General features: G+C 66.4%; 10 protein-coding genes and 1 pseudogene. 6 read left to right on the forward strand and 5 right to left on the reverse strand.

What is annotated here, in order from left to right; genetic code table 11:
- Positions 1 to 416: hypothetical protein (locus tag ACFYPN_RS33245; RefSeq protein WP_358766001.1), on the forward strand; the 416-nt coding region annotated here is incomplete at its 5' end.
- 248 nt (positions 417 to 664) lie between these two features.
- On the opposite strand, the gene ACFYPN_RS33250 is transcribed toward ACFYPN_RS33245, so the two are convergent.
- The 5 genes from ACFYPN_RS33250 to ACFYPN_RS33270 all read right to left on the reverse strand — a co-directional run bounded on the left by ACFYPN_RS33250 (position 665) and on the right by ACFYPN_RS33270 (position 7579).
- Positions 665 to 925 (reverse strand): hypothetical protein, encoded by a 261-nt coding sequence (locus tag ACFYPN_RS33250; RefSeq protein WP_358766003.1) that lies wholly within the window; start codon positions 923 to 925, stop codon positions 665 to 667.
- Positions 926 to 1415: 490 nt separating this feature from the next.
- Positions 1416 to 3689, reverse strand: coding sequence for an N-acetylmuramoyl-L-alanine amidase (locus ACFYPN_RS33255; protein ID WP_358766017.1), 2274 nt, complete (start codon positions 3687 to 3689; stop codon positions 1416 to 1418).
- Positions 3690 to 4377: 688 nt separating this feature from the next.
- Positions 4378 to 5499, reverse strand: coding sequence for a hypothetical protein (locus tag ACFYPN_RS33260; RefSeq protein ID WP_358766005.1), 1122 nt, complete (start codon positions 5497 to 5499; stop codon positions 4378 to 4380).
- Positions 5496 to 6425: a lactate dehydrogenase gene (locus ACFYPN_RS33265; RefSeq protein WP_358766007.1), complete on the reverse strand. Its 930-nt coding sequence runs from the start codon at positions 6423 to 6425 to the stop codon at positions 5496 to 5498. Before ACFYPN_RS33265 ends, ACFYPN_RS33260 begins: the two co-directional genes overlap by 4 nt.
- Complete coding sequence (locus ACFYPN_RS33270; protein WP_358766009.1) at positions 6389 to 7579, reverse strand: hypothetical protein; 1191 nt, start codon at positions 7577 to 7579, stop codon at positions 6389 to 6391. The genes ACFYPN_RS33265 and ACFYPN_RS33270 overlap by 37 nt, the downstream gene beginning before the upstream one ends.
- 271 nt (positions 7580 to 7850) lie before the next feature.
- On the opposite strand from ACFYPN_RS33270, the gene ACFYPN_RS33275 reads away from it, so the two are divergent.
- The 5 genes and pseudogenes from ACFYPN_RS33275 to ACFYPN_RS33295 all read left to right on the forward strand — a co-directional run bounded on the left by ACFYPN_RS33275 (position 7851) and on the right by ACFYPN_RS33295 (position 13140).
- Complete coding sequence (locus ACFYPN_RS33275; protein ID WP_358766011.1) at positions 7851 to 8681, forward strand: helix-turn-helix transcriptional regulator; 831 nt, start codon at positions 7851 to 7853, stop codon at positions 8679 to 8681.
- A complete protein-coding gene (locus ACFYPN_RS33280; RefSeq protein ID WP_358766013.1) occupies positions 8678 to 8881 on the forward strand; it encodes a DUF397 domain-containing protein in 204 nt (67 codons plus the stop codon). Before ACFYPN_RS33275 ends, ACFYPN_RS33280 begins: the two co-directional genes overlap by 4 nt.
- Positions 8882 to 9370: 489 nt before the next feature.
- Positions 9371 to 11020, forward strand: a complete 1650-nt coding sequence (locus ACFYPN_RS33285) for a VCBS repeat-containing protein (protein WP_358766015.1) — start codon at positions 9371 to 9373, stop codon at positions 11018 to 11020.
- Positions 11021 to 11582: 562 nt separating this feature from the next.
- Positions 11583 to 11774 (forward strand): annotated as a pseudogene (locus ACFYPN_RS33290) (IS701 family transposase); the annotation flags it as partial.
- A gap of 205 nt (positions 11775 to 11979) precedes the next feature.
- Complete coding sequence (locus tag ACFYPN_RS33295) at positions 11980 to 13140, forward strand: IS701 family transposase (protein ID WP_389303612.1); 1161 nt, start codon at positions 11980 to 11982, stop codon at positions 13138 to 13140.
- Positions 13141 to 13397 lie beyond the last annotated feature (257 nt).

Raw genomic sequence — 13397 nt, forward strand, 5'->3', positions numbered from 1 at the left:
GACGCTTCCTCTCCACCGACCCCGTCCCCGGCGGCAACGCCAACGCCTACACCTACCCCCTCGACCCCATCAACCAATACGACCTCAACGGCAAGAGCCGCTGGGGTTGGGCCAAGAAGGGCTGGGGGGTTGCTAGGCGAGGATGGAAGAACAGGAAGTCGTACTGGGGGACCGCCAGAAGGCGCCTCAAAGGTGCCGCGGAAATCGGCCGCCGGTACCAGAGCATCGGATCATATTTCGGTGGAAGCATTGGTGCGACATACGGTGTCGGGTACTGCGTTTCCAAGCGTCCGGGATGGCGTTCCTGTGGCATGCACATAGCTGGCGGGTTCTTCGGTTTCGGAGGAGTTGGAGGAGCTTCAGGAGCCGGATGGGGGTGGTACAAAGTATTCAGGAACCGACACAAATGGTGGTGATCTCCACCGCTAGGTAATCGGTTCGCGTAAGCGATCTCAGCCCGTTGCACCCTGAGGGGGCGGATATGGATATCCGCCCCCTCAGGCTATTTTGTGTGATGATTCTGGCTATCGCGTGTGGAATTAAGCATACGACACTGCCGAGAGGATGAGTTCGATCTCGTCGGCTGCTCGCAGCCGTTGGAGACTATTTACAGGTCAACACCCTCGCGACCGAGCAAGCCTGCCGAGCAAACCCGCAGGTGCAGTCATTGCGTCTCGGCGAGCATCTCACCCAACTGGATGACGTATTCAACTTGGTTCGAACTCCCATGAATACGCACCAGATACTGACGTTCGGAGAATTTATATATCTCGCGGCGGGTTACTTTTTTAATGTCGGGATTGTACGTCCTTGCGATCTCAAGGAGTCCTTGGAGAGCTACTGCCTCGTTTCCTTCGATGGTCGACACCGTGCGCATCGCGGGCGGTGGATCAAACGTGTGTGCGGTTATTATCCACTGGGACATGACGGCCTTTCCTGGGATGTGCGGAAGGTTTTCGGGTTACCTTCGTTGGTAGCTTAGTACTCCAGCCGTAGATCGTGATCCGCGGTCTGTGCTGACTGGGTTGGCCAGCTTGGGTTTGGCTCCTGTGCCAGGGGCCACCAGGCGTTCGTGGCCTCTGTGGGTGCGGAGCACTTGCTCGCGTTGAATCAGCATTGCTTAAGTCAGCACGTCGATGAGTTCGTTGAGCTGCCGACGGGTCATCCCGGTCAGTTCCGGGTCCTGTAGCGAACGGTTTTTTGATTTCAATCGTCAGTCATGATTATCCATCATTAGGCATGAAGGGATCCTAGTTCTCCTATTTGAGTTGATGAGAGCGAAGGCGGAATCGTGATGAACGGATATGGGAGGCATGCGACGGAAGCTCCAGCCAGCGGGGTAGGAGGTGGAGTAGCGCCGTGAGGCCCAGACGCGGTGTCAGTTCCGCGTCCGGGCCTCATCGGTGAGGTGGCGGCTACTTGAGGTAGACGAGCCCGTCGGTCGTGATGGCCGGGCGACCTGAGGTGCCGACAACGACGATTTTGATTGTGTGAGTGCCGCTGGTGGGCCAGGTCTTAGTCCACTGCACATCGCGGTACTTGGTGGTCGTGGACTTCAGATCCACGGTGGACGTCTTCACGCCGTCCACGTAGACGTACGCCTGTCCCGAGGTTCCGGCACGGGAAACGACCCAGGCCGCTGAGCGGCCGGTGAACTTCCAGGTGAGGGAAGCGTTCTTGGAGCTACTGCTGTAGGACTTGCCGCCGAGGTAACTGCCGGACGCCTTGGTGGTCCAAGTCCCGGTGCGGCTGGCGGACGTTTCCTGGAGGATCGTCGAGGTTGCGGCAACCGAAGCGGCTGAGGTGTTGCCTGCCTGGTCGTACGCGCTCAACGACCACGTGGTGGAAGTACCGGACTTCGAGGTGAGCGCGGCACTGATGGTGGTCGGCCCGTAGGTGTGGGCTGAGGGAGCAGTCAGGCGTACTTCCTTCAGTGCGGTGCTGTCGCCGGCCTTCCACCCGAGCGTCACCGGGACGGCAGTGGTGTTGACGGTTCCGGTGCGCAGCGCGAGGGAGGGTTTGGTGGTGAAACTGGGGGCGGTGGTGTCGGCGATGACGGTGGCGTTGGCGGTGACCGCGATTTTGCCGGAGACGTGGACGGCGCGGACTGCCACGGAGTGGGTGCCCGGGGTGAGGGTGAGCGGTGCGGAGGTGGCCGTGGGGCCGGCGGTCGCGGTGACCTTGCCGTCGACGATGACGTCGTAGCGGTTGACGAACGCCGTCGGGGTGCTGAGGGACCAGTGGGCTGTGACCGCGCCCTTGGTGTAGGCGGTGGTGCCCGAGGTTGCGGCACCGGTGAACGGCTGCAGGGTGAGGCCGGTGACGGGGCCGGCTGCAAGGCTGCGTATGCCGGCGAGGGAGGTGTAGAGCTTGTTGCCGGGGCACTCGGTTGCGTAGCTGTCGCGGTGGCCGGAGATCCGGTTGAAGGAGGCCGTCTGTCCCAGCTTGAACTTGCCGTTGTCCAGGCCGGCTGTCAGGTCAACCTTCCCTGCGGGGTCGGCGTGGTACTGGCCGAGCTTCCATGCGGCGATGCGTGCTATGGAGGTCTTGGCGGCAGCGGAAGCGTCGATGGAGGAGTACTCGCCCAGGACGGCGATGCCGGTGGTATTTGTGTTGAATCCGAGGGCCTGTGCCCCGATGACCGGGCGATCGACGCCTCCCTTGCGCCCTTCGAAGATCGTGCCGCACTTGTCTACGAGGAAGTTGTAGCCGATGTCCTTCCAGCCTTGGCCCATGTGATAAGTACGAATCGCACGGACCATTGCGGCGGACTCGGTGCACGAGTAGGTGTTGGCATCCACGGTGTGGTGGACGAACACGACCTTGATCTCAGTGCCGTACTCGGGTGCCTCGTCGTTCAGCGACTCGTCGGCGCCCCACTGCGCCCGGGTCAGAATCGTGGGACGCGGCGCGGTCGACGTCGGCGCGGGCGGCAGAGTCGAGCTCGGCGACGCGGTCGGCGTGGGACTCTTCGTTACGGATGGCGTTGCCGACGGGGAAGCCGGGACAGATGGCGACGGCGTCGCGGACACCGACGGGGTAGCGGACTCCGACGGCGTGATGGACGGGTCCGGGGTCGCATCGGCCGGAGCAGTGGAATCCGTTGCCGATGGGGTAATGCTCGGCTCATCGTCCATCACATAGGCGGCATTTTCCGCAGGGAGGGTGGCTGTTCCCTGCCCCGGATCGACCATGTCGAGGCGGAGCCCGGCAGGCAGTCCGGCGCCTTTGCCGTCGACACGCACTTGCACTCCGTTGGAGGCGCCCACCCAAACCGGCTCCGTAGCACCTCGAGTGCTCTCCTCCTGCCGGGAGTCGTCTCCATCGGCCTTCAAGGAGATCCACTCGCCCCACTTGCTGTCGGTCGCGCGCCGGGCACGGACTTCGACACTGCCCGGCAGCTCATCGGCGGGCTTGGTCCATGACAGACCGATGAGGCTGAAGGGATCGGTGTCACGTTCGGGCACATCGGCCCGGTTCCCCTTCACGGTGAGTTCCGAGGAGTGCACGTTGGTGTGTACCGGCCCGGTGACCGGCTTCGCGGCGCTGTCTGAGTGGCCTGCGGAGGCATCGTTCGAGACGCCTTGGAATACGGCGACTCCGATGATGCCCGCCACCACTGCGGCAGCAGTTCCCCACACTCTGTTCTTCGTCATGACTTTTTGACGCCCCTCCACGTCTTGCGGCATCACACGTCGGGAGCATTCCTCTACCGCCATGTGCCATAACTAGTGTGACGTGAGCGAGAGTTGAGTTGCGGCCAACCTTGTGTGATGTAGACCACGTTCCGCAACGCGCCGGGGGCTTCGCCGTAGGCGAGCTTCTGCGGACCCCGCGGTTCGCGGGCGCCAATCAGGGTGTCGGGGCGGGCGCGGGCGATGGCCCGCAGCCCTCGATGTCGCCACCGGCAGCCTGCCCGCGGCCGCGCCGCTCCTGTCCTGCAGGAACTTGACCGCCCGGCCCTCCAGCGCGGCGCGGACCTTGGTTTGGTCGTCGCCGGAGACCATCACGCCGCGCTCGCGCAGCCTGACGACTGCGGCCGCCAGGTGGGTGGACGCCGTCGTGGGGGCGCCCCGTCTCGCCAGGCCGTACCCGTCCGGAACTTCCAGATGATCCCATTGAGGACCGTCCGGTCGTCCAGCCGCTTCCGCCCTCGCTCCGACCGAGGCAGCAGAGGGCGGGGCGGCCGACTCCACTGCCTTGATGGCTTCGCTGTAAGCGCGCACCGCATCTGGGCTGCGCCCGTAGGCCGCCTGCCAGGATTCAACACAGATAGCCCTGAGGCCCTCGGCCGTAGAGCCGGGGAGGAGTTGAGGGCGAAGCGCGTGAGGCCGCACCAGGGCAGGTGCGGCCTCACGCGCCGATGTAAGGCGGGGGTCACAGCAGGCGGGCGGTGGTCTTCTCCAGGAATGCGGTCGCGGCAGCGGTGTCGTGTCCGAGGACGACGGCTTGGTGCGGCAGGGCGTCGAGGGCTCGGATCAGCTCGGGGGTGAGGCCGGTGAGGGGCAGCAGTCCGAAGATGTCGGGGTAGCGGTCCTCGGTGGCCGCGTTGAAGAAGTCGTTGGTCTGGACGCCGCGGGTGGTGTCGGTCAGCGCGGGGTCGGCGTCGGCCTGGATGCTTGGGAAGAGGATGCTGGCGGCGTGGCCTTCGACGGCGAGCTTCATGCCGAGCCAGGTGGTGAGCTGGTCGGGGAAGAACTGGGGCTTGAGTTCCTTGCCGGATGCCTTCCACAGCGGGGTGCGGTCCCCGGCGACGAGGGCGTCGGTGACTCGCTGGTGCTGGGTGGGGTGCATGAGTTCGCCGTCGAGGACTCGTTGGCGGACCGGCTCGTAAAGGCCGAGGGAGTCGAGGAACCCGAAGCCGATCGCCGCGGCGGAGGGCCACGGCAGGATCCGGATCCTGCCGTCCAGGACGCGGACGAAGATCCGGTCATTGGCGAGCAGGCGCCATCCGGCCCGGGCCAGGAGGAATCCGACGGTCGTCTTCCCGGCGCCCTTGTCGCCGAGGGCGAGGACGGTTGCCCCGTCGGGGCGGGTGGCGGCGGAGGCATGGAGGATCTGCCAGCCGTCGGCCAGAAGCCGGCCGCGTACGACCTCGCGGGCGAGGCGGGCGGCGGCGGTCGCCACGGTGATCTCGTCCCGTCCGGCGATCACCATGCGGCTGGTGTGGGGGTTCCACTGGTAGGCGAGGCCGCTGTCGGGCTGGGCGGCCGCCACGACGCCGTCTTCGTCCGCCCGGTAGAGGAGCCAGTCGCCCGCGAACTCGGTCTCCACCGGGTTTCCCGCCGCGGTGACGTGCGCGGTCATCTGCTCGACCTGGTCCGGGTCGACGTCGGCGGCCGCCACCGCGCCATTCGCCTCCGCCGGGTCGACGGTGACGGCGCTCCACCAGGAGCCGAAGTAGCGCAGCGCCCAGTCGGTGACCGCCGCCTTCCGGCTGACGACGGTGACGGCCTGCCCCCCGGTGGGGCTGATGCGGGTAGCGCGGAAGTCGGTCATGCGGTCTCTCCTGAGTTCTCGACGAGGCGGTATGCCTGGCGGATCTTGGTGTCGGCGGCGTCGAGGCTGCTCGCCTCGGCCGGGCTGAGGGGCGGGAGGCACACAGTGGGGTGGCCGCCCTGGAAGCGCAGGGGGATTCCGAGCCAGCTGTCGGCGTGCCAGCGTGCGGACAGCTCGATCACCCCGTCCGTGATGCCGAGGGTGTGTTCGAGGGCGGCGATTGTGGCGCCGGCCGGGCCGCAACGGGTCCGGCCGATCCCGCCGTTGATGCGGCGGGGGCGGGCGGCCAGGTCCTCGCGGATCTCCTGCAGGGGGAACTCGGCGGGGCGGTCGTGGACGGTGGTGGACGAGGCGCAGATGACGGCGTGGTCGCCGTGCTCGCCGATGACGTGCCCGGCGACGGCTTCGACGGGGACGGCGAGGTGGCGTGCCAGGACGATCCGGTAGCGGGCGGTGTCGGTGTTCGAGCCGACGCCGTAGACCCGCTCGCAGCCGGACACGTCGGCGAAGAGCCGGGACAGGGCGTCGACCGGGTTGGTCACCATCGCCACGATGCCGGTGTATCCGGCCAGTTGGCGGGCCAGCGCGCTGATGACCGGGGCGTTGGCGGTGAGCCCTGCCATCCGGACGTCCCGGCGGGCGGTGTTCGTGAACACGGCCCGCGCGCAGACCACGATGGCGTCGCAGGTCAGCATTCGGTCGGGGGTGCACTGGCTCACCCGTACTGGGGAGCCGGTCACCTGGCACATGTCCTCAAGATCGGTGACGAGTCCCCGGGCGGTGCGGCCCGATCCGGAGGCGACGAGGAGCGAGTCGCACCAGCTGGATGCCACGAGGAGCGGGGCGAGCGTCTGGCCCACCGCCCCCGCGCCGATCAACCCGATCGAGGTCACGCGGACATCGCCCACGTCGCGTCGTCCAGACACGTCCGCCACCACGTCGACGCCGTACCCCGCGACGCCATGGACGCGGTCGCGTGCTCCAGCATCTCGGCGATCACGGACGCCCGCTCGACCACGCCGCGGCCATGCTCCGGCAGCGGCAGGCCCTCGGGCCCGGACTGGGCGGACAGGTAGGTCGTGAGGATGTTCGTGGTGTCCATCAGCCACAGCAGGACGAGGTGGCGCAGCCACACGTCCCGGTCGTCCGGGTCCAGGCGGTTGCGGGTCAGGAACACGAACCGGCTGATGCTCGCGAGCGTGGTGCGGGCGTCGTCGGCCGCCGCGGAGCCGCTCACCAGGTTGAGCACGGTTCGCGAGAGCAGCTTCGCCAGGTCCGTGTTACCCCAGCCCCGTTGGAGCCCCGGGTCGAGGAAGGCGAACCCGCGCGGCGTGCGCACCACATGCTCGGGCTTCAGGTCCCCGAAGACCAGGGGCAGCGACGGTATGACGGGCAGCGGCTTCGCCGTTCGTAATCGGGCCACGACCGGGGCGAGCACCGCCCCGTGGCCCGTGTGCTCCAGGTACGTCGGCCCGGAGAGGCCGTTGAACTTCCGCTGGAACGTCCCCGCGATCGACCGCTCACCGATCAGGACGCTGTCCGTACGGCCGCCCGCACCCGCCCGGCGAAGCGCCGGCGTCAGCTCGGCGAAGACCTGCTCGAACAACTCCGCGGTCCGCAGCGGCTCCCGCGCAATGAGCTCCGCGAGGGTGGGGCCAACGACTGCCTGGGTGAGCAGCACCGCGCCGTCACACCCGGCCACCCGCGGAACCCGCAGTCCGGCCGCCCTCAGGGCGGTCAGCTGCGCCGCCTCGCGCCGCAGCAGGGCTCCGGGGGAACGGCTGTAGGCGGTGTGGGCCTGCTGGACTGCGGGCCAGTCGCCGCACGCACCGCGCAGCACTGACACCAACGAGACCCCAAGGAAGCAGACCTTCGCGAACAGGGTCTCGCCGTCCACTTTGACCTGCCGTACGTAGCTGGTGATGCTCGGCGTGCTCTCCTGGACATGTATCTGCGCCTCGGGCCACAGGGCCTGGGCGGACCGGACGATCTGCTCGTCCGCGAACTCCAGTACGCGTTCGACCGACGTCACGGACGGCGTGGTTGCCGTACCGCGCTCGACAGCCTGGGAATGGGCCACAGGGTTCCTCCTTCGGCCGTGCAGCGCGCCCATCAGCGCGCAGCGAATTACGCACAGCGGCGGCGGTTACACGCTCTGTGCTGTCGTACACCCTGCCATTGAATTTCAATGATCGGTACCTGCACTGCTGAACTTCCTTACGCCGAAGGGTTGATGGGCCGGGCGGGCCGACGATGACCCTTGCCGCGTACGCTTCTGCTGGGCCGCACGGAGACCGGCGGCGCCTCGGGGAGGGAGCAACGTGGCGAGGTCGGTAGGACCTGCGGGCCGAATGCAGATCGGCCGAGTTCTGTCAGTTCTGCGTGAGCGCGCCCGACTCACGCAAGCTCAGGCCGCGGCAAAGGCCGGCGTGAGCATCGGCACGGTCAACCGGTACGAGGGGTGGCAGGACCGTGCCGCCTTGCGCATACCGACCCTGCGGGCCATCGCCGACGCGTGCGGCGCCACCGCCGAGGAGCGCGACGGCCTCGTACGGCTGGCCGGCACGCACGAAGAGGGATGGTGGCTGGAGGACCCGGCACTGCCTCAGATCCTGTCGCCGCTGGTGTCGTTCGAAAGCTACGCGACCTACGAGCATGTGTGGGCGAGTCTCCTCATCCCCGGTCTGCTCCAGACTCCCGCGTACGCTCTCGCAGTCCATCAGTCCGCCCTGCCTCGCACCGACGCGGCCACCATCCAGGCCAGCGTTGACGCGCGGATCAAGCGCCAGTCCGTGCTGGGTGCCGACGGCCTCCACCTCTGGGTCGTCCTGAAGGAATCCGTCCTCCGGGACAAGATCGGCGGCCCTGCGGTGATGGCCGAGCAGCTCGGGCACCTGATCGACGTCTCTCGACAGCCCCACATCACCCTGCAAGTCCTGCCGAGCGACGTCGGGCACGTCGCGGGCGGAGGCCACTTCCTTCTGCTGGGCCGGGATGACGCCGATCCGATGGCATCGATGGCCGTGGTCTACCTCGAACTGCACAAGCGCGGGATGTATCTCGACGCGGCCGCCGACGTCCAGGAATACAAGATCGCTTTTGACTACCTGCGGTCGGAAGCCGTAAACACCGAACGCAGTCGATCTCTTCTGGACACAGCACGACAGGAGCACACCCGATGAACACCCCGCCGCCGCCCACGAACGCCACCACCTGGCGCAAGAGCAGCTTCAGCGGCCCCAACAACGAGTGCGTAGAGGTGGCCTCTCTGGACGCCCACGTCGGAGTCCGCGACTCGAAGCTTCCCGACAGCCCCGTTCTCGTGCTCTCCGCCGCCTCGTGGGCCGTAACGCTCGGAGCTCTACGGTCCGGCACACTCTGACCGAACAGGCAAGCAGCCGCGGCCGGGCGTCGACGCGCGCCGACCTGCCGGGCAAACGCCCGGCGGTCTGGTCCGCGTGAGATGCATGGGCGGCTCCGTAGAGTCAGGCCGTTCGATCCAGTTGCCGGGGCGCGGCAGCCTTGCCGCAGGCGTTCAAGTTGAACCCGGCGATGGGGATTTGCTTGATCGGCCCTTGGCGGGATAGATCTTCTTCACGACCCTGGGGAGGGCACCACCGCTGGTCGGGGATTTCTCGTTTCCGTCATGCCGTCCGCCGACGTCACGACTGACGCCGAAGGCACGTCGACGGCACTATGACACCGACACCGCACACCTGCGCGTCGGCCCCGGCGTGCCCGCTGCTCTCCGTGGAGTCGTCTTTTCACAGGAGGCAAAATGCCCAACCCTGCAATACCCGGGTCCCGGCGGACCCGGAAGAGGGCCACATCGGCAGCGATCGTGTGTGCAGCTCTGATGGTCAGCGGTTCGATGACGATCACCGCACGCGCGGCCGGCAACGACGCCGAGACCGCCGACACGGCCGCCGTGCCGGGCGGCGAGAACGCCGCGGCACCCCAACCGCGCAACACGACGGCTCGTTCCACGACCGCCTTCACGGCCGCCCAGCGCGCCGACTTCGACTTCGACGGCGCCGGCGACCGTGTGTACCGAAAGACGTGGGGAGACGTCTGGATCGAGGAAGATTTCAGCCGCGCGATCGTCACTCCCCGGGGCAATGCCCAGGTCCGGGACCTGATGCTGCCGGGCGACATGACCGGCGACAGCATGCCCGACTTGCTGACGCTGACCGCCACCGGAGATCTCTGCCTGCACAGCGGCGGTCCGTCGGCCACACGCGTATACGGGCTCGCCGGCCACACCACGCTCAGCAGTGGCTGGCAGGCGTACAACAAGCTCGTCGTCCCCGGTGACCTGAACGGTGACGGCAAGCCCGACCTGCTGGCCCGCAGCACCGCTGGGCTGTTCCTCTTCCCGGGCACCGGTACCAACTTCGGCAAGGGCATCCAGGTCGGCGGTGCCGGCTGGAGCCAGTTCGACCAGCTGGTCGGCGCGGACGACCTCACCGGCGACGGCCTGGCCGACCTGGTGACGCGCAATGCCTCCGGGCTCTTCGTCTATCCCAGCAACGGCGAAATCGACAAGTACCCGTTCCAGGCCCCGATCCAGATCGGGGGCACGGGCTGGCTGCAGTACAACCAGCTGGCCGGCGGCACCGACTACAACGGCAACGGCACCGCTGACCTCCTGGCCCGCGGCTACGACGGCAGGCTGTACTCCTACGACGGCAAGGGGACCGGAACCTTCAAGGACCGGGCGCTCGTCGGCGATGACTACGGTGCGATCGCGCAGCTCGCGGGCGCCGGCAACATGCAGGCATTCGGCAAGACCGGAATCGTGGCCCGAAATGATGAAGGCACCCTGTACCGCTACACCGGAACCGGACTTGGAACACTGGAGCAGAGAGAGCAGATTGGCTTGCTCTGGGCCACTCAGAACGAGCTCATCAACAGTGTCGCGCTACGGGCTGACGGGTGGCCCACCGTGATCAAGCACGACACGTACGGCGGCCACCTGTACAACACCTCCGAGTACGCCAACAACGACACCGACCTCGCGGCCGGCTCGAAGTCCTACAACCTGGTCGTCGGACCCGGCGACCTGAACGGTGACGGCAAGAGCGACCTGCTCGCCCGCAGCTCCACCGCGCTGTACTTCTACGCGGGCAACGGCGACGGCCTCTCCATGAAGGGCCGCGTGCAGGTCGGCGGCAGCGGCTGGAGCCAGTACAACAAGCTGGTCGGCGCCGGTGACTACAACCTCGACGGTCGCGCGGACCTGCTGGCCCGCAGCTCCGCCGGACTGTTCCTCTACCCCGGCACCGGCAAAGCGGCCACCCCCTTCGGCGCCCGCGTCCAGGTCGGCGGCCCCGGCTGGAGCCAGTACACCAACCTCGCCGCTCCGGGCGACATCAACGGCGACGGCATCGCCGACCTCCTGACGTCCAACTCCAAGGGCCAGCTGTTCTTCTACGCGGGCACCGGCGTCACCAAGACGCCACTCAAAGCACGTGTCCTGATCGATGGCGGGGGCTGGAACCAATACCCCGACCTTCTCTGACCACCTGGTCCCCGCTCTCCGCGCCGGGAGGCGTGCATGCCCGCTCCGGTTCCTGAAGGCTGTCAATCACTCCTCCACTTTCTGGTGAGGGAGTAGCTGCCCCTTCGTCCGGACCCTCCACTGATCGACGCCACCCACACTCATCCCTACGCGGTGGGCGCGGGTGGCGTCGTCCTTGAAGGGCGTATACAACTTTGCTGACGCAGCTTCAGCGTGCATGTGACCCCGCTTGGACGGGACAAAAATCTCGACGTTCCGGAGGTGGCAGTGATCAAACGGCACTCCCGGCAGGGCGCGTACGTCCTGTGCAAGCTGCATCAAACTTCGGGCGCCACCCGCCCGAGTGAACCCGTGACGGCCTAGTTCGTCCTGGATCTGGTCGGGAGCGACGTTGTCGCCGGCCTTGATGCGCATCGTCACGGGGCGGCCGACCTTCGTCACCGGCGAAACACCCCCGCGTCGGCGGGGAGGACGCCGTGTCCGGAATTCCGTGCACGTCGGTCGTTGGAACACCCCCGCGTCGGCGGGGAGGACAAAACCTTGTCTCCACCTGCGGAGCCGTCGTGTCGAGGAATGCTTCCAGGCCGCGAAGAACGAGAACGGACTCGATCATTACCAAGCCCGCAGCTATACCGCGTGGCACATAACTTTATCCATGGCCGCTCTCGCCTTCCTCGCCATCCTGCGAGCGGAGGCAAAAAGGGGATCCCGAAACCGATGGCGAGCAATCCCTCATACCCGTGACCATGAATGAGGCCCGGCGACTCTTCAACCGTATCTCCGCTCCCCTCTACCACGGTTTCCAGCACGTGCTCGCCTGGTCCGTATGGCGAAGAAAGAGCCAAGCCCGAGCTCGCATCAGCCACTACAAACGCAGAGGACATCACGAAGTGTCGTTGCAGTATTAGTACTGCAACGACACTTCGTGACGTCTGGGGCGTTGTCTCGTTGGACGTTGCATGCGGACAGAGATAGCTGACGAATGGTCAGATGTATTCGGTGACTTCGTGGCTCGGTTCGCGGGCCGGTTTGGGCGGGTGGAGTCGCGGCGGCGAGTGGTGTCCTACCTGCGGGGACTGCTCAGCGAGACGGAACGCAAGAACGGCTGGACCCTGGCGGAGACCGTCGGTGACGGCGGCCCCCAGGGCATGCAGCGGGTGCTGAACCACTACGTGTGGGACGCCGGGGCTCTGCGCGACGATGTCCGCGACGCGGTCGTGGAACTCCTCGGGGATCCCGAACAGGGAATTCTCATCCTCGACGAGACGGGATTCCTGAAGAAGGGCACCCGGTCGGCGGGGGTGGCCCGGCAGTACTCGGGGACGGCCGGCCGGATTGAGAATTCCCAGATAGGGGTCTTCCTGGCCTACGGATCCGGGAAGGGGCGGGCCCTAATCGACCGCGAACTGTACCTTCCGAAGGACTGGACGGCGGACCGTGAACGCTGCCGCGCAGCCGGCATCGAGGATGATGTCGAGTTCGCTACCAAACCGGACCTGGGACTGCGCATGCTGCAACGCGCAGTCGAGGCTGGGGTCCCGTTCGGCTGGGTAACTGCTGATGCTGTCTACGGCCAGACAAGCCGAATCCGGCTATGGCTGGAGGAACACGAAATCCCTCACGTGCTGGCGGTCCCGAAATCGCAGATGGTCATCACGATGGAATTCTTCGGTCAGGCCCGCGCCCACGAGCTGATCGGTCGGCTTGCCGACGAGGAGTGGACGCGCCTGGCCTGCGGCAACGGCGCTCATGGGCCAAGGATTTACGACTGGGCAGCAGCCCCGATCCGGCCCTGGCGCGAAGAGGGCTGGGACCACTGGCTGCTGGCACGCCGCAGCCTCACCGATCCCGCGGACACCGCCTTCTACATCTGCTTCTCCCCGGCTGGCACACCTCTGGAGGAACTCGTGCGGATCGCGGGATCCCGATGGATGGTCGAAGAATGCTTCCAGGCCGCGAAGAACGAGAACGGACTCGATCATTACCAAGCCCGCAGCTATACCGCGTGGTATCGGCACATAACTTTATCCATGGCCGCTCTCGCCTTCCTCGCCATCCTGCGAGCGGAGGCAAAAAAGGGGATCCCGAAACCGATGGCGAGCAATCCCTCATACCCGTGACCATGAATGAGGCCCGGCGACTCTTCAACCGTATATCCGCTCCCCTCCACCACGGTTTCCAGCACGTGCTCGCCTGGTCCGTATGGCGAAGAAAGAGCCAAGCCCGAGCTCGCATCAGCCATTACAAACGCAGAGGACATCACGAAGTGTCGTTGCAGTATTAGGGGATGTCTCATGTGGTGATGCCGTGACGTGCGGCATCATTGTTGTTTGTGAGTGCTGATCTGTCGCTGCGGTTGGTTCCTGACGGGTTGTGG

The organism is Streptomyces sp. NPDC005576 (assembly GCF_042871745.1).
In the GTDB taxonomy this organism is placed as follows: Bacteria; Actinomycetota; Actinomycetes; order Streptomycetales; family Streptomycetaceae; genus Streptomyces.

Bases quoted from the DNA above. Each gene is read 5' to 3' on its own strand.
- ACFYPN_RS33250 (WP_358766003.1), bottom strand. From the start codon at position 925: ATGTCCCAGTGGATAATAACCGCACACACGTTTGATCCACCGCCCGCG.
- ACFYPN_RS33255 (WP_358766017.1), bottom strand. From the start codon at position 3,689: ATGCCGCAAGACGTGGAGGGGCGTCAAAAAGTCATGACGAAGAACAGA.
- ACFYPN_RS33260 (WP_358766005.1), bottom strand. From the start codon at position 5,499: ATGACCGACTTCCGCGCTACCCGCATCAGCCCCACCGGGGGGCAGGCC.
- ACFYPN_RS33275 (WP_358766011.1), top strand. From the start codon at position 7,851: ATGCAGATCGGCCGAGTTCTGTCAGTTCTGCGTGAGCGCGCCCGACTC.
- ACFYPN_RS33280 (WP_358766013.1), top strand. From the start codon at position 8,678: ATGAACACCCCGCCGCCGCCCACGAACGCCACCACCTGGCGCAAGAGC.
- ACFYPN_RS33285 (WP_358766015.1), top strand. From the start codon at position 9,371: ATGACGATCACCGCACGCGCGGCCGGCAACGACGCCGAGACCGCCGAC.
- ACFYPN_RS33295 (WP_389303612.1), top strand. From the start codon at position 11,980: ATGCGGACAGAGATAGCTGACGAATGGTCAGATGTATTCGGTGACTTC.